The organism is Kitasatospora sp. NPDC094015 (assembly GCF_040304075.1).
Lineage (GTDB): Bacteria > Actinomycetota > Actinomycetes > Streptomycetales > Streptomycetaceae > Kitasatospora.
In genome coordinates this window covers 229,939-253,900 of record NZ_JBEOUL010000004.1, presented here as the reverse complement: position 1 = coordinate 253,900, position 23,962 = coordinate 229,939, and the positions used below count along the sequence as shown (strand labels likewise).

At 73.3% G+C, this 23,962-nt stretch carries 20 protein-coding genes; 12 read left to right on the top strand and 8 right to left on the bottom strand.

Translation table 11 applies throughout. The features are described 5' to 3' along the window. Window positions 1–66: 66 nt before the first annotated feature. Complete coding sequence (locus ABT014_RS07375; protein ID WP_350637680.1) at window positions 67–1,371, bottom strand: M18 family aminopeptidase; 1,305 nt, start codon at window positions 1,369–1,371, stop codon at window positions 67–69. A gap of 386 nt (window positions 1,372–1,757) precedes the next feature. Further along, window positions 1,758–3,587 (bottom strand): acyl-CoA dehydrogenase, encoded by a 1,830-nt coding sequence (locus tag ABT014_RS07370; protein ID WP_350637679.1) that lies wholly within the window; start codon window positions 3,585–3,587, stop codon window positions 1,758–1,760. Window positions 3,588–3,802: 215 nt separating this feature from the next. Here ABT014_RS07370 and ABT014_RS07365 point away from each other — a divergent pair, with 215 nt between their 5' ends. Together ABT014_RS07365 and ABT014_RS07360 are read left to right on the top strand one after the other, a co-directional pair. After that, the gene (locus tag ABT014_RS07365) at window positions 3,803–4,306 is read left to right on the top strand and encodes an SseB family protein (RefSeq protein ID WP_502894879.1); all 504 of its coding nucleotides are present in this window, start codon (window positions 3,803–3,805) and stop codon (window positions 4,304–4,306) included. Window positions 4,307–4,468: 162 nt separating this feature from the next. Continuing rightward, entirely contained in the window at window positions 4,469–5,425 is a 957-nt protein-coding gene (locus ABT014_RS07360) for a pirin family protein (protein WP_350637678.1), read from the top strand. A gap of 95 nt (window positions 5,426–5,520) precedes the next feature. Here ABT014_RS07360 and ABT014_RS07355 read toward each other — a convergent pair whose 3' ends face one another. Further along, the gene (locus ABT014_RS07355) at window positions 5,521–6,342 is read right to left on the bottom strand and encodes an integrase (RefSeq protein WP_350637677.1); all 822 of its coding nucleotides are present in this window, start codon (window positions 6,340–6,342) and stop codon (window positions 5,521–5,523) included. Between the two features lie 394 nt (window positions 6,343–6,736). Here ABT014_RS07355 and ABT014_RS07350 point away from each other — a divergent pair, with 394 nt between their 5' ends. Beyond that, the gene (locus ABT014_RS07350; protein WP_350637676.1) at window positions 6,737–6,952 is read left to right on the top strand and encodes a DUF5302 domain-containing protein; all 216 of its coding nucleotides are present in this window, start codon (window positions 6,737–6,739) and stop codon (window positions 6,950–6,952) included. Window positions 6,953–7,072: 120 nt separating this feature from the next. Here the strand turns inward: ABT014_RS07350 and ABT014_RS07345 are convergent, their stop codons facing one another. The 3 genes from ABT014_RS07345 to ABT014_RS07335 form a co-directional block, all read right to left on the bottom strand. After that, entirely contained in the window at window positions 7,073–8,389 is a 1,317-nt protein-coding gene (locus ABT014_RS07345) for an amidase (RefSeq protein WP_350637675.1), read from the bottom strand. Window positions 8,390–8,428: 39 nt separating this feature from the next. Next, window positions 8,429–8,650: a hypothetical protein gene (locus tag ABT014_RS07340; RefSeq protein WP_350637674.1), complete on the bottom strand. Its 222-nt coding sequence runs from the start codon at window positions 8,648–8,650 to the stop codon at window positions 8,429–8,431. A gap of 70 nt (window positions 8,651–8,720) precedes the next feature. Beyond that, complete coding sequence (locus ABT014_RS07335) at window positions 8,721–9,365, bottom strand: ATP-binding protein (RefSeq protein ID WP_350637673.1); 645 nt, start codon at window positions 9,363–9,365, stop codon at window positions 8,721–8,723. A 348-nt stretch (window positions 9,366–9,713) separates the two neighbouring features. Here ABT014_RS07335 and ABT014_RS07330 point away from each other — a divergent pair, with 348 nt between their 5' ends. The 9 genes from ABT014_RS07330 to ABT014_RS07290 all read left to right on the top strand — a co-directional run bounded on the left by ABT014_RS07330 (window position 9,714) and on the right by ABT014_RS07290 (window position 20,739). Beyond that, on the top strand, window positions 9,714–10,526 hold the full coding sequence (locus ABT014_RS07330; protein WP_350637672.1) for a hypothetical protein: 813 nt from the start codon (window positions 9,714–9,716) through the stop codon (window positions 10,524–10,526). A gap of 166 nt (window positions 10,527–10,692) precedes the next feature. Then, the gene (locus tag ABT014_RS07325) at window positions 10,693–11,439 is read left to right on the top strand and encodes a YcnI family copper-binding membrane protein (RefSeq protein ID WP_350637671.1); all 747 of its coding nucleotides are present in this window, start codon (window positions 10,693–10,695) and stop codon (window positions 11,437–11,439) included. A gap of 99 nt (window positions 11,440–11,538) precedes the next feature. Next, window positions 11,539–12,249, top strand: coding sequence for an SCO family protein (locus ABT014_RS07320; protein ID WP_350637670.1), 711 nt, complete (start codon window positions 11,539–11,541; stop codon window positions 12,247–12,249). A 173-nt stretch (window positions 12,250–12,422) separates the two neighbouring features. Then, the gene (locus tag ABT014_RS07315; protein WP_350637669.1) at window positions 12,423–12,782 is read left to right on the top strand and encodes a copper chaperone PCu(A)C; all 360 of its coding nucleotides are present in this window, start codon (window positions 12,423–12,425) and stop codon (window positions 12,780–12,782) included. A gap of 92 nt (window positions 12,783–12,874) precedes the next feature. Beyond that, on the top strand, window positions 12,875–15,136 hold the full coding sequence (locus ABT014_RS07310) for a copper resistance CopC/CopD family protein (RefSeq protein WP_350637668.1): 2,262 nt from the start codon (window positions 12,875–12,877) through the stop codon (window positions 15,134–15,136). 323 nt (window positions 15,137–15,459) lie between these two features. Then, window positions 15,460–16,737 carry an iron uptake transporter deferrochelatase/peroxidase subunit gene (gene efeB / locus ABT014_RS07305; RefSeq protein ID WP_350637667.1) on the top strand — a complete coding sequence of 426 codons (1,278 nt, stop codon included), beginning with the start codon at window positions 15,460–15,462 and terminating at the stop codon, window positions 16,735–16,737. Window positions 16,738–16,856: 119 nt separating this feature from the next. Further along, window positions 16,857–17,792, top strand: coding sequence for a prephenate dehydratase (pheA, locus tag ABT014_RS07300; RefSeq protein ID WP_350637666.1), 936 nt, complete (start codon window positions 16,857–16,859; stop codon window positions 17,790–17,792). Window positions 17,793–18,536: 744 nt separating this feature from the next. Next, a complete protein-coding gene (serS, locus tag ABT014_RS07295) occupies window positions 18,537–19,811 on the top strand; it encodes a serine--tRNA ligase (RefSeq protein ID WP_350637665.1) in 1,275 nt (424 codons plus the stop codon). A gap of 58 nt (window positions 19,812–19,869) precedes the next feature. After that, window positions 19,870–20,739, top strand: coding sequence for an HAD family hydrolase (locus ABT014_RS07290; protein WP_502894878.1), 870 nt, complete (start codon window positions 19,870–19,872; stop codon window positions 20,737–20,739). A gap of 134 nt (window positions 20,740–20,873) precedes the next feature. Here ABT014_RS07290 and ABT014_RS07285 read toward each other — a convergent pair whose 3' ends face one another. Then, a complete protein-coding gene (locus ABT014_RS07285) occupies window positions 20,874–22,658 on the bottom strand; it encodes an LCP family protein (RefSeq protein ID WP_350637664.1) in 1,785 nt (594 codons plus the stop codon). 176 nt (window positions 22,659–22,834) lie between these two features. Beyond that, complete coding sequence (locus tag ABT014_RS07280; RefSeq protein WP_350637663.1) at window positions 22,835–23,755, bottom strand: sporulation protein; 921 nt, start codon at window positions 23,753–23,755, stop codon at window positions 22,835–22,837. Between the last annotated feature and the right edge of the window lie 207 nt (window positions 23,756–23,962).

The window sequence follows — 23,962 nt, the reverse complement described above, 5'->3', positions numbered from 1 at the left end:
GGGGCCGGGGTGCACACCGGAAATCCGGTGCACCCCGGCCCCGGTCACGACGGGTCCGGCCGGGCGTCAGCCCTCCAGGAAGGCCTTGAGCGCGCTCGCCAGCAGGAACGGGTCGTCCGCGCCGCACAGCTCGCGGGCGGAGTGCATGGACAGCGCCGCGATGCCGCAGTCCACGGTGGTGATGCCGAGCCGGGCGGCCGTGATCGGGCCGATCGTGGTGCCGCAGGGCATCGCGTTGTTGGAGACGAAGCTCTGCCAGGGCACCCCGGCCTTCTCGCAGGCGGCGGCGAACACCGCCCGGCCGATCGCGTCGGTCGCGTACCGGTTGTTGACGTTGACCTTGAGGATCGGGCCGCCGTTGGGCATCGGCCGGTGGCCGGGCTCGTGGCGCTCGCTGTAGTTCGGGTGCACGGCGTGGCCCATGTCCGAGGACAGGCAGATCGTGCCGGCGAGCGCCCGGGCGCGGTCCTCCGGGCTGCCGCCGCGGGCGTACACGGTGCGCTCGAGGACGTTGCCGAGCAGCGGACCCTGCGCGCCGGTGTCGGACTCGCTGCCGGTCTCCTCGTGGTCGAAGGCGGCCATCACCGGGATGCAGGGCAGGTCGCCGCCGTCGGTGGTGGCGACCGCGGCCAGCGCGGCGGCGGAGGCGTGCACCGAGAGCAGGTTGTCGAGCCGGGGCGCGGCGAGCAGCTCGCGGTCGCGGCCGAGGTAGCAGGGCGGCTGCACGTCGTGGGTCATCAGGTCCCAGCCGGCGATCTCGCCGGCCGGCACGCCGGCCCGGTCCGCCACGAACTCGATCAGCGAGCCCTCGTCGACCTCGCCGATCCCCCAGATCGGCGTCAGGTGGCGCTGCTTGTCGAGCTTGAGACCGTCGTTGACCTGGCGGTCGAGGTGGATCGCCAGCTGCGGGACGCGCAGCAGCGGCTCGTCGATCCGCACCAGGCGGACCGAGCCGTCGCGCAGCGCGAGCCGGCCGGACAGGCCGAGGTCGCGGTCCAGCCAGGTGTTCAGCGGGACGCCGCCGTAGATCTCCACGGCGACCTGCCGCCAGCCTGCCGAGCCGGTGTCGGGGAGCGGCTTGACCCGCAGGTTGGGCGAGTCGGTGTGCGAGCCCACGATCCGGAACGGGGTCTGCGGTCCGGCGCCCTCCGGGACGTACCAGGCGATCAGCGCGCCCCCGCGGATCACGTAGCGGCCACCGGTGGTGGCGTCCCAGGCGTCCGTCTCGAGGACCTGCCGGAAGCCGACCTTCTCGAGTCGCTCCGCGGCGCCGGCCACCGCGTGGAAGGGGGAGGGCGCGGTGCCGAGGTAGGCGATCAGGTCGTCGGTGTGCGTCCGGTCGAAGAAGGCCGGGCGGGCAGCGGTCGACATGTGGCTCCTGGGTTGAGGGAGTTCGGACGCCGGATGGGGGACCGGCTCCGCACCTGAGCATATGCCCGTACACGGACATGAAGCCGGGAACGCGAGAACGGTGACACAACGGTGAGCATTGCTGCCCACCTGCGACTGCGGCCCCGGTCAGCGGCCCTGTCGGCACTCCTGCGGGCCCTCCGGCCGGCATTCCTGTCGGCGCTTCTCCCGGGCCCGTCCGAGGCTCGGTCCGAGGGCTGTCCCGAGGCCTGTCCCGAGGTCCGGACGGCGGCGCGCGGTGACCTGGCGGCGGTCCGGCGGCGGGCGGACCGGGGAACGCCGCGGGGCCCGGTGGTGTACCGGGCCCCGCGGTGTGAGGGTGGGTCAGGCGGTCGGAAGGGCGAGGCCTAGAAGGCCTCCTCCGCGAGCTCCATGATCTCGTTGTCGACGCCCTCGGCGATCAGTCGCTGCGGGGTGACGGTGGGCAGGATGTTGCGGGCGAAGAAGCGCGCCGCGGCGACCTTGCCCTGGTAGAACGGGACGTCCTTCTCGGAGGCGCCGGCGGCCAGCTTGGCCAGGGCCACCGAGGCCTGGCGCAGCAGCAGCCAGCCGACGACCACGTCGCCGGAGACCATCAGCAGGCGGGTGGTGTTGAGGCCCACCTTGTACATGTTCTTGACGTCCTGCTCGACCGAGGAGAGGTCGGCGAGCAGCTTGCCGACGATGCCCTCCAGGTCGCCGGCGGCCTTGGCGAGCAGCTCGCGCTCGGCGGCCAGGGCGTCGCCGCCCTCGGCCGCGCCGAGGAACTTCTGGATCTGCTCGGAGACCGCGGTCAGCGCCTGGCCGCCGTCCTTGACGATCTTCCGGAAGAAGAAGTCGAGGCCCTGGATCGCGGTGGTGCCCTCGTAGAGGGTGTCGATCTTGGCGTCCCGGATGTACTGCTCGATCGGGTACTCCTGCAGGTAGCCGGAGCCACCGAAGGTCTGCAGGGACTGGGCGAGCTGCTCGTAGGACTTCTCCGAGCCGTAGCCCTTGACGATCGGCAGCAGCAGGTCGTTCAGGCGCTCGGCGGCCTCGTCGGTCTCGCCGCGCAGGCGGGCGGCCAGCACGTCGTCCTGGGTGGAGGCGGTGAACAGGACCAGCGCGCGCATGCCCTCGGCGTAGGCCTTCTGGGTCATCAGCGAGCGGCGGACGTCCGGGTGGTTGGTGATGGTGACCCGGGGGGCGGCCTTGTCCAGGAAGTTGGAGATGTCGGCGCCCTGCACGCGCTCCTTGGCGTACTCCAGCGCGTTCAGGTAGCCGGTGGAGAGGGTGGCGATGGCCTTCGTGCCGACCATCATCCGGGCGAACTCGATGATCTTGAACATCTGGCGGATGCCGTCGACGGTCTCGCCGAGCAGCCAGCCCTTGGCCGGGTGCTTGGCGCCGAAGGTCAGCTCGCAGGTGTTGGAGGCCTTGAGGCCCATCTTGTGCTCGACGTTGGTGGCGTAGACGCCGTTGCGCTCGCCGAGGTCACCGGTGGCCCAGTCGAAGTCGAACTTCGGGACGATGTACAGACCGAGGCCCTTGGTGCCGAGCTTGCCGCCCTCGGGGCGGGCCAGCACCAGGTGGATGATGTTCTCGGACATGTCGTGCTCGCCCGAGGTGATGAAGCGCTTCACACCCTCGATGTGCCAGGAGCCGTCCTCCTGCTTGATCGCCTTGGTGCGGCCGGCGCCGACGTCGGAGCCCGCGTCCGGCTCGGTCAGCACCATGGTGGCGCCCCACTGGCGCTCGACCATGCGCAGGGCGACCTGCTGCTGCTCCTCGGTGCCCTCGTCGCTCACGACACCGGCGAAGGCCGGGCCGGAGGAGTACATCCAGATCGCCGGGTTGGAGCCGAGGATCTGCTCGGCGAAGGCCCAGACCAGCGAGGACGGGGTGACCTGGCCGCCGATGGCCTCCGGGATGCCCAGGCGCCACCACTCGGCGTCCATGAAGGTCTGGTAGCTCTTCCGGAAGGAGGCCGGCACCGGGGCGGTGCTGGTCTCCGGGTCGAACACCGGCGGGTTGCGGTCGGCGTCGACGAAGGACGCGGCGAGGTCGTTCTCGGCCAGCCGAGAGATCTCGCTGAGGATGTTCTTCGCGGTCTCGACGTCCATGTCGGCGAACGGACCGGTGCCGTACACCTGGTCGCGACCGAACACCTCGAAGAGGTTGAACTCCACGTCCCGCAGGTTGGACTTGTAGTGACCCATGACCGTTATCTCCGGTTCGTCTGCTCCGGGGGTCCGCCGCTACGAGCGCCCCACTTACCCGCCAGTAGGCTCCATGATGCTACCCGTTGGTAACTTGTTCAAGCCCTCGGACGTGAAAGCGCTATGAACGTGGTCACGTCCCACAATCCGAGAGCCACCCGCGTTGTCCGGATCAGCCGCCGCGCCCGGGGCCCGGGCCCGATAGCCTGTCCCCTGTGTACGGCTACGAGCAGACCGCATACCAGGGCGACCCCTACCAGCAGCAGAACATGCAGCAGGGGATGAACGGCATGCCCGGCTCCGGTCCGTACGGCGACCCCCAGCAGGCCGTCCCCCAGCAGTCTCTCTACCCCGAGCCCTCGCCGCCATCCCTCGCGGACGCCGTTCGGGCCTTCACCACCGGCTCGATGCCGGTCGAGGACTTCCAGGCGATCTTCATCACCTCGAAGGTGTTCTGCCCGCGCGGCGACCGCCCCGGCTTCCTCGCGCTGCACAACACCCCGACGCCGGTGATCCCGATGTTCAGCTCGGTCAAGGAGCTGCGGCGCTACGCCGGCAAGGAGTCCAAGCACTTCAGCGTCTCCGGCGCCGAGGTGCTCGACCTGCTGCCGACCGGCTACGGCTTCGCGCTGGACATGGAGGGCGAGCACCGGATGGTGTTCGACGCCAAGGCCGTGGAGCAGATGGTCGACTTCACGATGCGCCGGATGTACGGCTGATCCGACCCCCGGTCGCCGATCGCACTGCCCGCACCGCCCGCACCCCGCAGGGGCGACCCGTCCCGCCGCACCGGCTAATGGTTGAATATTCAACTTGCACATGGTTGAGAATTGAACTAACCTTCTGGATGTAGGCCACAGAACCCCACGAAGGAGGCCGACATGCCCGCCGTGACAGTCGACAACCCACTTGTTCTGCCCCGTGTCGCCGCCCCCGCCGAGGGCTCCCGACCGCGGCCCGTGCTCGCCGTGTCGACCGCCCCGAGCGGCTTCGAGGGCGAGGGCTTCCCGGTCCGGCGCGCGTTCGCCAAGATCAATCAGAAGTACCTGGACCCGTTCATCATGATGGACCAGATGGGCGAGGTCGACTACGCGGCCGGGGAGCCGAAGGGCACCCCCTGGCACCCGCACCGCGGCTTCGAGACGGTCACCTACATCATCGACGGGACCTTCATCCACCAGGACTCGCACGGGGGCGGCGGCGTCATCACCGACGGCGACACCCAGTGGATGACGGCCGGCTCCGGCCTGCTGCACATCGAGACCCCGCCCGAGTCGCTCGTCATGTCCGGCGGCCTGTTCCACGGCCTCCAGCTCTGGGTGAACCTGCCGGCCGCGGACAAGATGATCGCCCCGAAGTACCAGGACATCCGGGGCACCACGGTGAAGCTGCTCGCCTCCTCGGACGGCGGCGGGCTGGTCCGCCTGATCGCCGGAGACATCGCCGGCCACCAGGGCCCGGGCTCGACCCACACGCCGATCACCATGATCCACGTCTCGGTGAACCCCGGCGCCGAGGTCACCCTGCCCTGGCGCCCGGACTTCAACGGCCTCGCGTACGGCCTCGCCGGCAGCGGGTCGGCGGGCGAGGAGCGGCGCCCGTTCCACATGGGCCAGGCCGTCGTCTTCGGCGAGGGCGACTCCCTCACCATCCGGGCCGACGAGGTCCAGGACTCGCGCAGCGCCAACTTCGAGGTCGTCCTGCTCGGCGGGCTGCCGATCCGGGAGCCGGTCGCCCACTACGGCCCGTTCGTGATGAACAGTCACCGCGAGCTCCAGCAGGCCATGGAGGACTTCCAGGCCGGCAGGCTCGGGACCATCCCGACCGACGCCAACTGATCACCACCGCGGGCGGGCGGTGGAGCCGTACCTCCGGCTCCACCACCCGCCCGTGGTCGCGTTTCCCGGTCGGGAGGAGCCACCGGGCCCCGGGTTCAGAGCCGGGCGTGCACGGCGAGCGCGTCCTCGTGGGTGGTGTCGCGGGGCCAGCGCTCGCAGCGCGGGTCGGTCCGCTCGGCGGCGCGCACCCGGGCGATCAGCTCGGCCGGGCCGGCATCCGCCATCAACCGCAGCGCCTCGGCCCAACTCCCGAGCCGGAACCGGTCGGTGAAGCGGGCCGCGCCGTCGCTGACGGCGGCCAGCGCGGACACCCCGGCGAGCTTGACGAAGCCGGACTCGGCGTAGGCGGCGGCCTTCGGGGAGGCGGCCGCGATCCACGGCCCGCGCCCGGTGTTGCGGGCCGCCCGCAGCGCCAGCGCGTACTGCATGTCCAGCGCGGACCGCTCGGCCGAGCCGGGCGTCACCGTCCAGGCCTGACGGCGCAGCTCCTCGCCGCCGGGGAAGCGCTGGTTGTCGCCGATCACCCGGGGCGGGCCGTGCAGCAGGTCCAGCACCAGCAGCGAGTCCCCCAGCACCAGGTACTCCAGCGAGCTGCCGTGCAGCCGGGCGGCCACCACCATGGCCGCCGGGGTGTTGGGGTGGGCGAGGTCGCAGCGGCCGCCGTGCAGGGCCGCGGTCTCGACGATCGCGTCGGCCAGGCACTCGCCGATCGACCGGTCGGAGCGGTCGGTCAGCCGGGCCAGCAGGTGCACCCCGAGCCGGCGGACGTACCAGGCGGTGCCGTGGGTGCAGCCGGACTCCAGCGAGTCCGGCGAGGTCGAGCCGTCCAGCAGCACCAGCGCCTCCGGCGTGGCCGCCACGAAGTCCTCGTTCGCCCGGTCCGGTCTGCCGGGCTCCCCGGCGAGCTGTACGTGCATCCGGCCAGTGTGGCGGCGCCGGGTGCGGCGGGGACAGACTCCGGACCTTGATCCCTCGATGGGGGTGCGGCCACCTCCCGGTGGCACCGGCCGAAACCGGCACATACCGTCTGAATGTCGGCCTCCCGCGCCGCCGGCGCGCCCGCTGCGAGTCTGGAGCCACGCCATGGTCTGGCAGTTCTTCGTCCTCGTGATCGCCTCGTTCGTCTTCCCGACGATGGCCCTGCTCTACCTGATCGGCGGCCCGCACTTCCCGGACGAGCAGCCGTAGGGCCGCTTTTTCGGATCGTGCCGGGCGCGGCCGCGGCGGTCGTGGGCCGTCGCGGCAGCGGGAGCGGCCGCGGACGTGACAGTCTGTGCCCTGCACATCAGCTCCCGTCCAGGAGGTCCCCGCATGAGCAGCGAATCAGCCGAACCCGAGCAGCAGCCCGCCCCGCAGCCGGAGGCGGCACCGGACGACGTCAAGGCGAAGTTCCTCGCCGCGCTGGAGCGCAAGCACGGCGGCAAGGGCGGCAGCGGTGCCGGCGGCCCCGGCGCCGAGTCGAAGGTGCACGGAGCGCACTCCGCCGCCGGCGGCAAGCGCACCTTCCGCCGCAAGAGCGGCGGCTGACGGCCGGTCGACCACCGGTGTCGGGCGGGGGCGGGCCGGGAACGGTCCGCCCCTGCCGGCGTTCCCGGGCTTCGGCGTTCCCAGGCTCCGGCGTTCCCGGGGTGACCGGCGGGCCGGGTGTCACCGCCTCAGGTGCTGCTCGACCAGGTGCTGCTCGATCACGCCCGCGAGGTCGAGCAGCCGCTCGTCGGCGCCGGGCATCGCCACGCACTGCAGGCCGAGCGGGAGGCCGCCGAGGTGGCCGGCCGGCAGGGTCAGGGCGGGGGCGCCCGCGTAGCTCCACGGCAGGGACATCACCGCGTCGCCGGTGCTGTCCAGCCCGCGCGGGGCGGGGCCGGTGGCCGCCGGTCCCAGCCACAGGTCGATCCCCTCGACCTCGGTCAGCGCGGCCAGCCGCTCCCGGAAGGCGCCGCGGGCGTGCAGCGCCGCCGCGTGATCGGCCGGGTCGATCTCGTGGCCGCGCCGGATCTCGGCGATCGTCTCGGGCCGGTAGAGCGCACCGAAGCGGGCGAACAGCGCGGCGTGCTCGCGGGCCAGCTCGTAGCGGTTGATCACCCGCAGCTGCCGCACCAGGGTCTCGAAGTCCTCGGGCAGGTCGAGTGCGCGCACGGTCAGCCCGTGCTCGCGCAGGGCGGCCAAGGTGCGCTCGAACTCCGCCCGGGCGGCCGGTTCGGCGCGCTCCAGGTAGCCGCCGGTGGGCACGGCGCAGACCGGGGCCCGGCCGCTGTCCCGGGGCTGCCAAACGGTGGGGGTCCGCCAGTCGTCGCACAGCACGGCGGCGGCCAGCCGGGCCCCCGCCAGGTCCGCGGTGAACAGGCCGACCGTGTCCAGGCTCGGGGAGTGCGCGATCACCCCGTCCACCGGGATCCGGCCGTACGTCGGGCGGAATCCCACCACGCCGCAGTAGGCGGCCGGGCGGATCACCGAGCCGACCGTCTGGGTGCCGACCGCCAGCGGGACCAGGCCGGCGGCGACGGCGGCGGCCGAGCCGCTGCTGGAGCCGCCCGGGGTGTGCGCGGGGTCGTGCGGGTTGCGGGTGGGGCCGGGCGCGCGCACCGCGAACTCGGCGGTCACGGTCTTGCCCGCGATCAGCGCGCCGGCCGCCAGCAGGCGGTCGACCAGCCCGGCCTGCGGGCCGGCCAGCACCCCGGGGGGCAGCGCGGAGCCGGCGTGGGTAGGCAGGCCGTCGACCCGGACGACGTCCTTCACCCCGACCGCCACGCCGTACAGCGGTCCGCGCGCCGCCGGGTCGAGGCGCTCCCCGGCCCGGGCCGCGCCGGCCAGCCGCCGGTGGCGCCCCGGCTCGGGGACGAACGCCCCCACCACCGGGTCGAGCCGGTCGATCCGGGCGCAGAGCCGCTCGACGTGCTCGGTGAGCGGGGGCCGTCCGGCCCGCAGCGCGGCGGCCTGCGCCCGCAGCGGGATCATCGGCTCCATGCCGTCAGGGCCCGGGCGGGGCGGCGGCGCGGGCGGGTCTCACTCGTGCTCGCTGGGCAGGTAGGGGGCCTCCCGCAGGAAGAGCGCCCCGCAGCTGTGGCAGTGCAGGTCCGGGTGCTCGGTCCAGTGGCTGGCGTCGCGGGTCTCGGCGCCCGGGTCCAGCTCCCGGCCGCACATCGCCACGGTGGTGTCGCCGCGGACGATGTGCCACGTCCGCACCTCGCCCGACGCCACACCCGCCGGGCCGTACTCGGCACGCATCTGATGAATCATGGGATCCATGCTCCGAGTGGTCCGCGGCCCGGGCAACTCCAGGAGCGGCGCGGCGCCGTCAGGAGGCGCGCAGCAGAGCGTCGTCCTGCCACTTGAGGACCTTGTCGAAGCTGACGATCGCCCCGCGCAGCGGGTGGTTGCGCAGCTGGACGTGGTCGGTGAGGGCGTGGATGAGGAACAGCCCGCGACCGCTCTCGGCGGTGAGGTCCGGCAGCGCGTCCAGGTCCGGGGTGCGGACCAGGGCCGGCCGGCCGGCGGGCAGCACATGGGTGTCGTACGGGGCCGGGCGGTCGAGCGGGGAGCGGTGCGCGGCCAGGACCCGGGCCGGCAGCGAGGCGCGGCCGCGGCGGGTGCGGCACCGTCCGGGCGGGCGGACCGCGGCCGGGACGGCGGCGGGGCGGCGCAGCGGCGGGACGGCGGGCAGGACGGGGGCGGCGATCGGCGGCAGGCCGGGGCCGGAGTCGACCACCTCGATGCGCAGCCGGTCGCCGGTGATCGAGGCGGTGACCTGGAAGCCCTCGTCGGGGCGGCCGGTGACGGCGTGCTCGACCGCGTTGGCGCAGGCCTCGGTGAGGGCGACGCCCAGGTCGAAGGCGATCTGCGGGTCCACCCCGGCGGAGTCCATCGCGCCGAGCAGGATCCGCCGGGCCAGCGGCACGCTGGCCGGGTCGCGCTTGAGGTGCAGAGTCCACCAGATGTCCACGGGAGGTCCCTCCTGGCTGCGGCTCCACATACAACTAGGTATCTCCGACCGATCCGGCACCGAACCGTCCGTCGGGGGCGGGACCACCCGTCCGGCGGATGGACTGATGTGGGGTCCTGTGCCGAGCGGCGCGTCGGGCGGCGCGCGCGCCGGGCCGAACGGGGCAATGGGATGTATTTCCGATCCCCGCACTTCGCGGGCCCGTTGCCGGGGTAGGGCCGACCCTCCCTCGGGCCCTGCTGTGGGCGGTGAGATGATGGCCCGGCCATGACCGACCGCCACGCCGCCCCGCGCCGGGGAGCCGCCGGACCCCTGAGGGGGGCGCCGACCGCTGCCTGGGATCTGCGGTTGGCTCGTGCGGTGCCGTTCGCGCTGGTCTGCACGCTGGTCGCCGCGGCCGGGCACGCCCTGGTCGGCGGCGGCTCCGTGACACCGGTCACGCTGGCGGTCGGGTTCGCGGCGGTCTGCGCGGTGGGCGTGTTCCTCGCCGGGCGGGAGCGGTCGATGGCCGCGATCGCCGGCGCGCTCGGCGCGGGCCAGCTCGGCCTGCACCTCCTCTTCCACACGCTGTCCACCGTCGGCGGAACGGGTGGCCTGGCCGCCTCGACCGCCCGGATGACGGGCATGGTGGGGATGGCCGGTATGGCGGGCATGGCCGCGGCGCAGCCCGGCGGATCCGGCACCACGCTGCCCGAACTGGCCGGCCGGCTGATCTGCGACGACCGGCCCGGCAACGGGCCCAGCGCCCTCCCGCTCGGCAGCACCGCCGAGCAGGTGGTGCGCGCGGCCGGCCTCGACCCGCAGGCGTACGCCGCCGGTGGGCACGCCGGGGGCGCGCACGCCGCCGGGGTGCTGGGGCTGAGCCCGGCGATGCTGCTCGGCCACCTGGTCGCCGCGGTACTGGCCGGCTGGTGGCTGCGGCGCGGCGAGCGGGCGCTGTGGCGGCTGCTCCGGCTGGCGGCCGGTGCCGCGCAGGAGTGGGCGATACCGCTGCGCCGCGCGCTCGCGCTGGTGACGGCGGTGCTGCTGGGGCCGCTGGGAAGTGGCCCGCGGCGGGTCCGGCCGGGGAGGCCGGCCGAGGACTGGCGGCTGCCGGGTGCGGCCGCCCTGCGGCACAGCGTGCACCGGCGGGGACCGCCGGCGGCGGCCTTCGCGCGCTGATCGGGAACCTGCGACGTCCTGGGGACGTGGCGGCCCGGGCGCGCGCCTTCGCGCAGCCGTACCCGTGGAGCGGTACGGCCGTCGTCCTGAGCCTTTGCCACCCAGCACCAGTGCTGCCGCCGGGTGCGGCCCGCACGTGTGCCCGTCTCCCCCATGGAGCAACCAGATGCGTTCCCTTCCTGCCCGTCGGATCGCCGGGATCGCCGCCGTCGCGGCTTCGTCCGTCCTCGCGCTGGCCGCCCCGGCCTTCGCGCACGTGACCGTGCAGCCGGGCAGCGCCCAGCAGGGCGGCTACTCCGCGGTCGCCTTCCGGGTGCCGAACGAGAACGACAACGCCGCCACGGTGAAGCTCGAGGTGAGCCTGCCGATGGACCACCCGATGGCGTCCGTGCGCACCGAGCCCGTCCCGGGCTGGACCGCCACGCTGGAGAAGAGCAAGCTCGACAAGCCGCTGAAGTCGCACGGCCAGGACATCAACGAGGCCGTCTCGAAGATCACCTGGACCGCGAACGACGGCACCAAGCTCGGCCCCGGCCAGTTCCTGGACTTCCGGGTCTCGCTCGGCGCGCTGCCGGCCGACACCGACAAGCTGACCTTCAAGGCGCTGCAGACGTACGACAACGGTGACGTGGTGCGCTGGATCGAGGAGGCCAAGGACGGCCAGCCCGAGCCGGCCAAGCCCGCCCCCGTGCTGACCCTCACCCCCGCAGCCAAGCCCGCCGACGGCGCGTCGCCGGCCGCCGCGGACCACCACGCCGGCGACGCGGCCGGCGGCGACCAGGCCGCCGCCAAGTCCGACGACTCCGACTCCACCGCCCGCACCCTCGGCGTGGTCGGCATCGTGGTCGGCGTGGTCGGCGCCGCCCTCGGCGTGGCCGGCCTGCGCCGCCGGAGCAGCGGCTCCGCCTCCTGACCCTGGTCGGCGGGGGCCGCGTCACGCGCTCCCGGGCCCGCGCCCGGGAGCGGGGCGCGGCCCCCGCCGGCGACACTCGCGCACGATCGGATCACTCCCATGGCACGTACCACGTCCATCGCGAAGCCCCGCCCGTCCAAGAGGTCCCGGGTACTGGGCGCCGCCGCGTTCGCGCTGGTGGGCGCGCTCGCCCTGACCGGCTGCGGCTCCTCGGCGGCGGGCAACGCCGGCACCAACGCCGACGGCACCGTAAAGATCAACAAGGAGGGCGGCAGCTCCCCGTACCAGGGCAGCGTGCTCAAGCGGCACTTCGACAAGCCCGAACTGACCCTGAACGACACCGGCGGCCAGCCCTTCGACCTGCGCGCCCGGACCGCCGGCACCGCCACCCTGCTGTTCTTCGGCTACACCAGCTGCCCCGACGTCTGCCCCACCACGATGGGTGACGTCGGCGTGGCGATGTCCAAGCTCTCGGCCGAGGACCGCAAGAAGATCGACGTGGTCTTCGTCTCCACCGACCCGGCCCGCGACACGCCCGCAGTGCTGCGGACCTGGCTCGACTCGATGGGCAAGGACTTCATCGGCCTGACCGGCGACCTGGAGAAGGTCAAGGCCGCCGCCAAGTCGCTCGGCGTGCTGGTCGAGGACCCGATCGTGAACGCGGACGGTTCGGTGACCTCCTCGCACGGCGCGCAGGTGCTCGCGTTCCTGCCCGGCGACGACAAGGCGCACCTGCTCTACATGAGCAACACGCCCGTCGAGACCTACACCCATGACCTCGCGCTGCTGGCCAAGGGGGTCGCGGCGTGAGCCGGGCGTTCCGCCGCAGCGCGCTGGCCGGTGCCGGGCTGGCGACCGCACTGACGGCGGCGGCGATACTCGTCGCCTGCGGCGCGGGCGGGTCCGGGGGGTCCGGAGGGTCTGCGGCTGGCTCTGCCGGCGGCGCCGCCGGGAGCTCGGCGGGGGGAGCGGGCGCGAGGCTGGTGGTCTCGGACCCGTACATCCCGCTGCCGGCCGTCGCGGGCGGCATGGGCGCGGGGTACCTGACGGTCCGCAACGAGGGCGGCGACGCCGACCAGCTGGTGAGCGTCTCCAGCCCGGCGGCGACCTCGATCACGCTGCACCGTTCGGCCGAGACCACCATGCAGGAGCTCAGCAGCCTGCCGGTGCCGGCGCACGGGTCGCTGGAACTCGCCCGGGGCGGCAACCACCTGATGATCATGGGCTGGCAGCAGCCGCCCGCGGTCGGGGACGAGCTCGAACTCGACCTCACCTTCGCCAGGAGTGGCACCATCTCGGTCAAGGTGCCGGTGAAGCCGCTCACCTACCGACCGGGGAGCTGAGGATGGTGCGGGTGCTAGAGGTGCTGCTGCGGGCGTCGCGGGATCGGCGGAGCTCTCGGGTGAGAGGTGGCCGCTCGACGGGTGTCGGGGCGGTGGGTGTCGGGGCGGTGCGGGTGCGGATCGGCCGGCGGGCGCTGGCGGTCGTGCTCGGGATCGTCGCGGCGCTGCTGATCGGCGGGGCCGGGACGGCGTCCGCGCACGCGACGCTGGTGAACACCGACCCGGCGCAGAACTCGGTGGTGCCGACCGCGCCCTCCGCCGTCACCCTGACCTTCAGCGAGGGCGTCTCGCTCTCCGCCGATTCGGTACGGGTGCTGGACCCGACCGGGCAGGCCGTCGACTCGGGCGACCCTGCGCATCCGGACGGCAAGGCCGACGCCGCCCGGGTCGGCCTCAAGTCCGGCCTGGCCAACGGCACCTACACGGTCGCCTGGCGCGCGGTCTCCGAGGACTCGCACCCGGTCGGCGGCGCGTTCACCTTCTCGATCGGCGCCCCCTCCGACACCTCGGTCTCCGCCTCCAGCGTCCAGGGCGCCGACGCGGACACCACGGTCGCCGCCGCGTACGCCACCGCCCGCACCGTCGCCTACGCGGCGTTCGCGCTGCTCGCCGGGACAGCGGCGTTCGTGCTGCTGTGCTGGCCCGGCGGCGCAGGCGTCCGGCAGGTGCAGCGGCTGCTGATGACGGGCTGGATCGCGCTGCTGGTCTCCACCGTCGCGGTCCTGCTGCTGCGCGGCCCGTACGAGCGGGGCACCGGGATCTCCCAGGCCCTCGACCTCTCGCTGGTCCGCAGCACGCTGGACGAACGGATCGGCACCGCGCTCGCCGCCCGACTGCTGCTGCTGGCGGCGGGCGGGGTGTTCCTGTCGCTGCTGGTGGGGCAGTTGGGGCAGCCGGGGCAGCCGGGGACCGGCGTTGGCGCCGGGAGTGGTTCGGGTGCCGGAGGTGGTTCGGGTGCCGGGGCGGGTTCCGCTGGTTCCGATGCCGGGGACGAAGCTTCGGCGAACGCTTCGGAGGACGCTTCGGAGGAGGCCGAGCTGCTCCGGCTGGAGCGGCGCGCGGCCGAACGGCCGTTGCGGGACGCCCGGCTCGGGCTCGGGATCGCCGGCCTGGTGCTGACCGTCGCGCTGTGCGCCACCTGGGTCGGGGCGGACCACTCCGCGGTCGGCATCCAGGTCTGGCTGGCGCTGCCGATGGCGGCGGTCCACCTGCTGGCGATGGCGTGCTGGCTCGGCGGACTGGCCACGCTGGCCGTCGGCCTGCGCCACGGCCTGGGGCTCGCCGCCGTCGAACTCTTCTCCAGGATCGCCTTCGGCTGCGTGACCGTCCTGTCCCTCACCGGCCTCTACCAGTCCTGGCGCGGCCTGGGCAGCTGGTCCGCACTGGTCGACACCGAGTACGGGCGGCTGCTGCTGATCAAGATCGGCTGCGTCGCCGCGATGGTCGGGGTGGCCTGGATCTCGCGTTCCTGGATCGCCCGGCTGCGCGTGCGGCCGGATGCGGCGGTGGTGGCGGACGTCGAGGAAGCCGAGGGCGTGGCGGGCGTCGCGGGCGCCGAGGGGGCTGCCGTCGCCGATGGTGCGGCGGGGGCCTCGGCGGAGCTCGCCGGGACCTCTGCGGCCCGCCGGTCGGGCGAGGCGGCGGAGGCTGCCGAGCGGGCCGGATCGGGTGCCGGGGCGACGACCGGGCTCGGCGAGGCGACCGGGCCTGGCGGGGCGACCGGGTCCGGCGGCGCGAACGGGTCGGACGCGGATCCGGCGCGGGAGGCGCAGCTGGCCCGCCAGCGGGCGGCCCGCGCGGACGCGAGCAGCCGGCGGGCCAAGGACGGCACACCGGCACGCGCCGGACTGCGGCGCTCCGTGCTGGTGGAGTCCGCGGTCGCGGTGGCGGTGCTGGTGGTGACCACGATGCTCACCAACTCCCCGCCCGGACGGGTGGCCTCGGCCGTGGCGGCGAACGGCCAGTCCGCCTCGCAGGCGCCGGCAGCGGGCGCGAGCACGACCCCCGGGCGCACGGTCGAGCTCAAGCTGCCGTACGACACCGGCGGCCGGACCCCCAACGCCAAGGGCACCGCGACCGTGAGCATCAACCCGGTGGCGACCGGCGGCAACGCGGTGCAGCTGAAGCTCGACGACGCCGCGGGCAACCCGGCGGAGGTCCCCGAGCTGGAACTCGCCTTCACCTTGCCGGACCGCGACCTCGGACCGCTGCCGGTGCCACTGAAGGCCGAGGGCACCGGCCGCTGGTCCGGTACCGCGCAGCTGCCGCTGGCCGGGAACTGGGTGGTCTCGGTGACCGTGCGATCCTCGGACATCGACCAGGTGACCGCGGTGCAGCAGCTGAAGGTCGGCTAGTCGCGGTCGGGTGAGCATTCACGTGCTCGTGAATGCTCACCCGGGTGCGAATGTGCGCGAGTGCGTGAATGTGTGCCGGGGCGCGAACGCTCACGTCAGCGTGAGCGCTCACCCCGGCGCGAACGTTCACGCTTCCGTGAACGGCCGCCCGAACGTGAACATCCACCCCGGCGTGAACGCTCGCGCGAACGCGAACGCTCACCCCGACATGAACGCTCACCCCGACGTGAACATGCGCCGAGCGGTGAACATTGCCCCCGGCGTCGACGCTCACCATCCGGTGAACAGTCACCCATCAGTGAACGCTTGCGAGTTGGTGAACAGTGGACGAGACAGCAACCCCCGCCCCGGCGGCGGCCCTCCGGGGCGTGTCCCGTCGCGCGCTGCTCGGCAGCGCGGGGGCCGGCCTCGCGGTCGGCGCTGCCGGCGGCGCCCTGACCACCCGGGCCCTGACCACCGACCGGCCCGCCGGAGACGCAGCCGGCCCGGCCGGCCCGCCCGCGTCCACGCTCGGCACCGCAGCCGTCCCGTTCCACGGTCCGCAGCAGGCCGGCATCCTCCAGCCCCAGCAGGCCCGGGTCCAGCTCGCCGCGTTCGACCTCGCCGACAACGCCGGCCGGGACGGTCTGCGCACCCTCCTGCAGAAGTGGTCCGCCACCGCCGCCCTGCTGGCCGAGGGCAAGCCCGCCGGCGAGCACGAGAACCAGATCGCCCTGGACGCCGGCCCCTGCGGGCTCACCGTCACCTTCGGCTTCGGCGCCTCGCTGTTCGACCGCACCGGGCTCACCGAGCACCGGCCGCCCGCGCTCGCGCCCTTGCCGGACTTCCCCGGCGACGCGCTCGACCGCACCCGCGGCGACGGCGACCTGTGGGTGCAGATCGGCGCCGACGACGCCCTGGTCGCCTTCCACGCCCTGCGGGTGCTCCAGCGCCAGGCCGCCGGGCTGGCCTCGCTGCGCTGGCAGATGTCCGGCTTCCACCGCACGCCCGGCGCCACCGTGCACCCGATGACCGGGCGCAACCTGATGGGCCAGGTCGACGGCACCAACAACCCGAAGCCCGCCGAGCCCGACTTCACCGCCCGGGTGTTCGCCGACGGCCCCGCCTGGCTGGCCGGCGGCTCGTACGCCGTGGTGCGCCGGATCCGGATGCTGCTCGACAACTGGGAGAGCCTGCCGACCGAGCGCCAGGAGCGCGTGATCGGGCGCCGCAAGTCGGACGGGGCGCCGCTCTCCGGCGGTTCCTCGGCCACCGAGTCCACCCCGGTCGCGCTGGACGCCGTCAACCCCGACGGATCGCTGGCCATCGCGGCCGACGCGCACGTCCGGGTCGCCGCCCCGGCCGCCAACGGCGGTGCGGCGATGCTGCGCCGGGGCTTCTCGTACCACGACGGGCTGCTGCCGGACGGCACGCTGGACGCCGGGCTGCTGTTCATCGCCTTCCAGGCCGACCCGGCGCGCGGGTTCGTCCCGGTGCAGCGCAAGCTCGCCCGCGGGGACGGGCTGTCCCGGTTCCTGCGGCACGAGGCGAGCGGCCTGTACGCGGTGCCGCCGGGGGCGCCGGAGGGCGGGTACGTGGGCCAGGCCCTGCTCGAGGGTTGAGCGGCCGGCCCCGGTGGCACCCCGTGCCCACTGTGCGGAACGCGACCGTGCCCTCCGGCCGGAGTGACTAAGGTGGCAAGTCGAGTACTGCTCTGCACCACCCGCGCACGGAGGCTGCGATGTCCGCGACCCGCTACACCTACCTCGGGCCCGCGGGCACGTTCACCGAGGCCGCGCTGCGCACCCTGCCGGAGGCGGCCACCCGCGAGCTGATCCCGCTGGCCTCGGTGCCGGCCGCGCTGGACGCGGTCCGGGCCGGCGAGGCCGCCGGGGCCTTCGTACCGGTGGAGAACTCGGTCGAGGGCGCGGTCACCGCGACCAGCGACGAACTGGCCTCCGGCAAGCAGCTGATGATCTACCGCGAGGTCCTGCTGCCGATCGCCTTCGCCCTGCTGGTCCGCCCCGGCACCGCGCTGTCCGACGTGAAGACCGTCACCAGCCACCCGGTCGCCCAGCCGCAGGTGCGCCGCTGGCTGGCGGCCAACCTGCCGGACGCGCAGTGGGAGTCGGCCGCCTCGAACGCCGACGGCGCGCGGCTGGTCCAGGAGGGGCGCTTCGACGGCGCTTTCGCGGGTGACTTCGCCGCGCCGCTGTACGGGCTCGACGTGCTGGTGAACGACATCCACGACGCCGCCAACGCGACCACCCGCTTCGTGCTGGTGGGCCGGCCCGGGCGGGTCTCCTCGCCGACCGGGGCCGACAAGACCTCGATGGTGGTGTGGCTGCCGGACGACCACCCCGGTGCGCTGCTGGAACTGCTCCAGGAGTTCGCCGTGCGCGGGATCAACCTGATGCGGATCGAGTCCCGGCCCACCGGGGAAGGCATGGGCAACTACTGCTTCCTGATCGACTGCGAGGGCCACCTCAGCGAGCGCCGGGTGAGCGAGGCGCTGATGGGTCTGAAGCGGATCTGTCCGCAGGTGCGATTCCTCGGCTCCTATCCGCGCGCGGACCAGGGCGCGCCGAAGAAGGTCCGGCCGGGCACCTCGGACGCCGAGTTCGCGGCCGCCGCCGACTGGCTGTCGCGCTGCCTGGACGGCCGCGGCGAGTCCTGAGTCACCGCGCCCGGGGCGGGTGCGTGGGTACCGCGTCATCGCCGAGTAGTACCGGCCGGTAACGTGTTGGGTCGATCGACGGCAATTCGTCGCTTTCCGTTCAGATCCGCCGTTATTCGCGACTCCGAGCCGTTCACCCGGGTGGTGCAGCGGCCTTGCACGGCGGTTGCGGGCCCGGAAAGGCGGCGGCGCGGCACTCGGTGCCCCTTCGTCCACAGGACGGCTCTTCCATCCACAGGAGGTGTGGATCGAGAGTTATCCACAGCCCTGGGGATGAGTCGACAAAACGGCATAGCCACAGTCGCATCCGCTCAGATCATCAGCTAGCGACACACGGGTGACTAATCGGACCAGAGTCACCCTTAAGCCGATAGATCACCCGTCCGAGCGAGGGAATTAGCTCGGTCCAGAAGGCTCATCGAGGTTTAAAACCTCAATTCCTCGGCTCGCTCCGCCGAGATCCTGGACTTCGCCGCCATCCACAGGCTGCGCCCCGAGCCTGTGGAAAACGCCCCCGCAGCCGCTTCCCCACAGCAGTTATCCACAGGTTGGGCCCAGTTATCCCCAGCCCGGCCCCGTCGGCTCACCGACCCCGCGGGTCACCCGGCCGGCCGCCACCCCACCGGCCCCGCCCCACACCCGGCTGCACTGCCCCGCTGTACGGCCCGCAGCCCCGGCCCCGCCCGCCGGACCATCCGGCAAACCGTTTCCTGCTGGGCAGCCTCTCCCCGGTAGGCTGACCCCGTGATTGACCTTCGCCTGCTCCGTGAGGACCCTGACCGAGTGCGCGCCTCGCAGCGCGCCCGTGGCGAGGACGTCGAGCTCGTCGACGCCCTCCTCTCCGCCGACGAACGGCGCCGGTCCTCGGGCAGTCGCTTCGACGAGCTCCGCAACGAGCAGAAGACCCTCGGCAAGCAGGTCGCCAAGGCCCAGGGCGAGGAGAAGACCGCCCTGCTCCAGCGCACCAAGGCACTCGCCGACGAGGTCAAGGCCGCCGACGCCGAGCAGGCCGCGGCCAAGGAGGAGGCCGAGCGACTGCTGCGCTCGCTCGCCAACCTCATCGACCCGGCCGCGCCGGTCGGTGGCGAGGAGGACTTCGTCACCCTGGAGGAGATCGGCACCCCGCGCGACTTCGCGGCCGAGGGCTTCGAGCCCAAGGACCACGTCGAGCTGGGCCAGCTCCTGCGCGCCATCGACACCGAGCGCGGCGCCAAGGTGGCCGGCGCCCGTTCCTACTACCTGACCGGTATCGGCGCGCTGCTGGAGCTCGCCCTGGTCAACATGGCGATGGCCCAGGCCGATGCGGCCGGCTTCACCCCGATGATCACCCCGGCGCTGGTCCGCCCGGCCGCCATGGACGGCACCGGCTTCCTCGGCCAGGCCGCCGAGAACGTGTACCACCTCGCCGAGGACGACCGGTACCTGGTCGGCACCAGCGAGGTCCCGCTGGCGGCGTACCACATGGACGAGATCCTGGACGCGGACAAGCTGCCGCTGCGCTACGCGGGCTTCTCCTCCTGCTTCCGCCGCGAGGCCGGGACGTACGGCAAGGACACCCGCGGCATCATCCGGGTGCACCAGTTCGAGAAGGTGGAGATGTTCGTCTTCACCACCCCCGAGGACGCGGAGGCGGAGCACCGCCGCCTGCTCCAGTGGGAGAAGGACTTCCTGAACGCGCTGGAACTGCCCTACCGGGTGATCGACGTCGCCTCCGGCGACCTCGGCTCCTCGGCCATTCGGAAGTTCGACATCGAGGCCTGGATCCCGACCCAGGGCAAGTACCGCGAGGTCACCTCGACCTCCAACACCACCGAGTACCAGGCCCGCCGGCTGTCGATCCGGATGCGCGAGGAGGGCAAGGTCCGTCCGCTGGCCACCCTCAACGGCACCCTGGTCGCCGTGCCCCGGGTGATCGTCGCGCTGCTGGAGAACCACCAGCAGGCCGACGGTTCGGTGGTCGTCCCGGCCGCGCTGCGCCCGTTCCTCGGCGGCCGCACCGTGATCGAGCCCGCCAAGTAACAGCAACCGCGGCGGCCCTGCCGTCGCAGCACCACAACTCCCTGGAGATGCACGGAAGATGAGTACGCCCGGCCCGAGCCCCGTCTCCTCTTCCGAGAACCCCCCGGACGCGATGGGTGGCGACCTGCCGTACCGGCTGGTCGCCACCGACCTGGACGGCACGCTGCTGAACACCGCCGAGACGGTGTCCGCACGCAACCGGGCCGCACTGGCCGCCGTCACGGCGGCCGGTGCCCGGCACATCATCGTGACCGGCCGGTCGGCCGGCTGGGCCCGCCCGGTCTTCGACGAGATCGGCTACACCGGCCTGGCGGTCTGCGGGCAGGGCGCCCAGGTGTACGACGCCGGGGCGCACAAGCTGCTCACCTCGCTCACCCTGGACCGCCAGCTGGCCGCCCTCGCCCTGGCCAAGATCGAGGCCGAGATCGGCCCGCTGGTGGTCGCCGCCAACCAGGACGGCCTGGACGGCGAGGTGCTGGCCGGCCCCGGCTACCAGCTGAAGATCGGATCCGACCTGCCGGTCCGCCGGGTGGCCGCCGACCAGCTGTTCACCGCGCCGATCAGCAAGCTCTACGTCCAGCACCCGGAGCTCGGCGACGACGCGCTCGCCGAGGTCGCCCACCGGGTGGCCGGGGCGCTGGTCGGGGTGACCATGGCCGGTCCGGGGATCGTCGAGATACTGCCGCTCGGCCTGACCAAGGCCACCGGCCTCTCGCTCGCCGCCTACCGGCTGGGGGCGAAGGCCAGGCAGACGATCGCGTTCGGCGACATGCCCAACGACATCCCGATGCTCAACTGGGCCGGGTACGGCGTGGCGATGGCCGACGCGCACGAGCACCTGCGCGCGGTCGCCGACGAGGTGACGGTGAGCAACGACGAGGACGGTGTGGCGGTCGTCCTGGAACGGGTCTTCGGCCTCGGCGGCTGACCGGCCGACCCACCGGCCCCGGGGCCGGAACCGCAGCCGCCCGAACCCGACCCCGCACGCACCCCAACCGCACGACCCGCGACGGGCGCCGCACTCCATGGAGTGCGGCGCCCGTCGCCGGTTCCGGATGCGGGTCAGCCGAAGGAGACGTTGGAGCAGGGGTCGTCGTCGGCCGAACGGGCGTCCTGGGCCACCGAGCTGGGCAGCGGGCCCGGCGCCGCCGCGGTACCGGACGCGGGGGCGCCCCCGTTGGCGGCGGCGTAGTCCTGGCCGAGCACCAGGCTGATGCCCGCCTTGGTGCCGGCCTCCAGGGTGGCACCGGGGAAGAGCGAGGCCACCGTCTGGGCGTTGGCCTTCTCGCCGGGGCCGTACTGGACCACGGTGGTCGCGTGGTTCTGCTGGGCGGCGTTGGCCGTCGCGGTGACGGTGAACTTCGAGGCCTTCAGCGCGCCGGCCGCCTTGGTGGTCAGGCCGGGGGTGGTGGTGCCGTTGAAGACGCCGACCTTGATGCCCGTGCCCTTGACGGTGCCGGGGGCCGGGATCTCCGCGGCCGGGGTGGGGCTGGCCGGGGCGCTCTCCGCCGGGGCGGCGGTGCCGCCGCTGGCGTCCTCGCCGTCCAGGGTGCGGTCGGCCTTCAGGGCCGTCCAGAGCTGGGTGACGTCGGGGTAGACGAGCGCGACCCGCTCCTTGTCGAACTTCCACGGCGTGGTCAGGAACTTGATGTTGTGCAGGTCTATGTCCTTCATCGACATCGCGAAGGACAGGAGCTTGGCCGCGCTGTTGAGGCCCTCGTCCACCAGCAGCGACTTGGTGGCGGCGTCGGCCAGCGGGAGCAGCGTGGTGGGGTTCATGCCGGCACCCTTGACCTGCTTGATCAGGGAGGACATGAAGGCCTGCTGACGCTTCATCCGGCCGATGTCCGAGCCGTCGCCGATGCCGTGGCGCAGCCGGACGTAGTCCAGGGCGGCCTGTCCTTCGACCTTCTGCTCGCCCTTCGGGTAGAGCTGCTTGCCCTTGTGGCCGAGGTTGGGGTTGAGGTCGCCCTCGAAGATGGCGTTCGGCAGGCAGACGTTGACGCCGCCGACGGCGCTGGTCATGGAGGCGAAGCCGGAGAAGTTGACCACGATGGTGTGGTCGACCCGGATGCCGGTGAGCTTCTCGACGGTGTTCTGGGTGCAGGCCGGGTTGCCCTGGTCGGTGTTGCCGACCGAGAAGGCGCTGTTGAACATCACGCCGCTCTGCTGCTTGGTCCACTTGCCGTTCGGCAGCTTGCACGCCGGGATGTCGACCAGGGCGTCGCGCGGGAAGGAGACGCCGACGGCGTGCTTGTGGTCGGCGTAGACGTGCAGCAGCATCGTGGTGTCGGAGCGGGCGCCGCCGTCCTCGCCGCCGCCGAGGTCGCGGTTGCTGCCGTCGCGCGAGTCCGAGCCGATCAGCAGGACGTTGATCGGGGTCCGGCCCTGGGCGTCGGGGGCCGCGGCGGGCGGGCGGTCCGCACTCAGCTGGTCGTTGCCGAAGAACTGGATGTTGCCGTTGAGCTTGAGGTAGACGGCGCCGCCGGCGGCCGCGACCAGCGCGACCGCACCGACCGAGATCCAAGCGATGTACTTCTTCTTGCTGCGCGGCTTCTTGCGGCCGCGGGCGGCCGCGCGGCCGCCGCCGGGCGGTGGGGTGCCGGGACCACCGGCACCGCCGCGGCCCTGGGCGCGGCGGGCTTCGGCCCGACCGCCGCTGCGGGGCTGGTCGCCCCCGTCCTGCTCGGGTCTGCGGCGGCGCTGGCCGACCACGCTGGGCGAGCCGGTGGATGGGGCGTCGTCACGGTACGGCGCGTCGTCACGGTAGTCGCCGCCCTGGTCCGGGGCGTCGTCACGCCACCAGCCGGCGTCCTGGTCGGACGCCCCCGCCCTCTGGCCTGCCATGCGTACACCCTTCACCGACGGCAGCAACACGAAGCCTCAGCAGCACACCGTGTGCAGTACCGACGCGTAGAACTTCTGCGGAGCATATAAAGGCATCATTCTGGAGTCACGGGCCGGGCCTGAGATGGGCATGAGATGACCGTCTCAACCGGATCCGCGAGCGGCTCCAAGGGCCGTCAGCCCTCGAAGAAGTCCTCGAAGAGCTCTTCCGCGACCTCGCCCAGGACCAGCCCGCCGACCAGACCGGCCGCGGCGCCGGCGGCCGCCGACCCGAAACCGTGCCCGCCGTGACCGTGGCCGCCGTCGTGACCGTGACCGCCGTGGCCGCCGTGGCCGTGCGCGCCGTAGCCGGCGGCCACCTGCTGGAGCCAGCCCTCGAGCACGGCTGTGAGGTCCTGGTCGCCGGCCGTGTGCTCCAGCCGGTGGCGGTGGATGACGTCGCCGCCGCGCTTGTCGAACTCGAGCACCACCTCGGTCCCGGTCTCGCCGGTGAGGAAGGTCAGCTCGACGGCCTTGCAGACACCGGCGTACTGCGGCGCCGCCGCGAACTCGATCTCCTGGTAGAACGGCAGCCGCTGGGCGCTGTCCCGGATGTGCCCGGCCTCCAGGTCGGCGCTGTGCAACCGGAAGCCGAGCGCCGTGAAGGCGTCCAGGACGCGCTGCTGCACCGGCAGCGGTGCCACCCCGAGCGGGTCGGCGTCGCTCTTGTCGCGGGCGCCGCTGATCTCCAGCTCGGTCCGCACGCCGACCGCCATACCGGGCAGCTGCCAGCCGGCGAAGCTGGTGATCGGGGTCTCGTACGGGACGGTGACGCTGAACGGGACGGACCGTTGCTCGCCCGCCGCGAGCCGGAACGGGGCGCTGACCGCGAACCGGGCGAACGCGGAGAGCCCGGTGTGCTCGCCCTCCTCGTGCTCGACCTCCACCCGGCCGACCAGGGTCAGCGTGATGCCGGTGATCTCCGCGTCCTGCGTCCCGCCGACCAGGTGCACCTGTCCTTGGAGCGACCCGCCGGGCCGGACGACCGGCGTGGACAGGACGGTGTCGACGGTGGGACCGCCGACTCCGAGCGCGCCGAGCAGCTTTTTGAACACCATGGGGTCTGACTCCAGGACGGGACGGAAAGCGGACAGGGACGATCGGAAAAACGCAGCCCGCGCCGGGGCGGTTCCCGTCACCTGTGTCAACGGATCGGGGAGGACTCTACGTTCGGTCCGGCCGACCCCGTCCTGGGAAGGGGCCCGGCGGGTGGCCGGACCGCGCCACCGTCCCCGGTACGACCGCCGGGGGCGGCCCCTGCGGAC

What these genes read in the sequence shown, in the direction of transcription:
- ABT014_RS07320 (WP_350637670.1), top strand. Translation starts at nt 11,539, where the DNA reads ATGGCACGTACCACGTCCATCGCGAAGCCCCGCCCGTCCAAGAGGTCC.
- ABT014_RS07290 (WP_502894878.1), top strand. Translation starts at nt 19,870, where the DNA reads ATGAGTACGCCCGGCCCGAGCCCCGTCTCCTCTTCCGAGAACCCCCCG.
- ABT014_RS07375 (WP_350637680.1), bottom strand. Translation starts at nt 1,371, where the DNA reads ATGTCGACCGCTGCCCGCCCGGCCTTCTTCGACCGGACGCACACCGAC.
- ABT014_RS07325 (WP_350637671.1), top strand. Translation starts at nt 10,693, where the DNA reads ATGCGTTCCCTTCCTGCCCGTCGGATCGCCGGGATCGCCGCCGTCGCG.
- ABT014_RS07360 (WP_350637678.1), top strand. Translation starts at nt 4,469, where the DNA reads ATGCCCGCCGTGACAGTCGACAACCCACTTGTTCTGCCCCGTGTCGCC.
- ABT014_RS07345 (WP_350637675.1), bottom strand. Translation starts at nt 8,389, where the DNA reads ATGGAGCCGATGATCCCGCTGCGGGCGCAGGCCGCCGCGCTGCGGGCC.
- ABT014_RS07280 (WP_350637663.1), bottom strand. Translation starts at nt 23,755, where the DNA reads ATGGTGTTCAAAAAGCTGCTCGGCGCGCTCGGAGTCGGCGGTCCCACC.
- ABT014_RS07350 (WP_350637676.1), top strand. Translation starts at nt 6,737, where the DNA reads ATGAGCAGCGAATCAGCCGAACCCGAGCAGCAGCCCGCCCCGCAGCCG.
- ABT014_RS07355 (WP_350637677.1), bottom strand. Translation starts at nt 6,342, where the DNA reads ATGCACGTACAGCTCGCCGGGGAGCCCGGCAGACCGGACCGGGCGAAC.
- pheA (WP_350637666.1), top strand. Translation starts at nt 16,857, where the DNA reads ATGTCCGCGACCCGCTACACCTACCTCGGGCCCGCGGGCACGTTCACC.
- ABT014_RS07340 (WP_350637674.1), bottom strand. Translation starts at nt 8,650, where the DNA reads ATGCGTGCCGAGTACGGCCCGGCGGGTGTGGCGTCGGGCGAGGTGCGG.
- ABT014_RS07370 (WP_350637679.1), bottom strand. Translation starts at nt 3,587, where the DNA reads ATGGGTCACTACAAGTCCAACCTGCGGGACGTGGAGTTCAACCTCTTC.
- ABT014_RS07285 (WP_350637664.1), bottom strand. Translation starts at nt 22,658, where the DNA reads ATGGCAGGCCAGAGGGCGGGGGCGTCCGACCAGGACGCCGGCTGGTGG.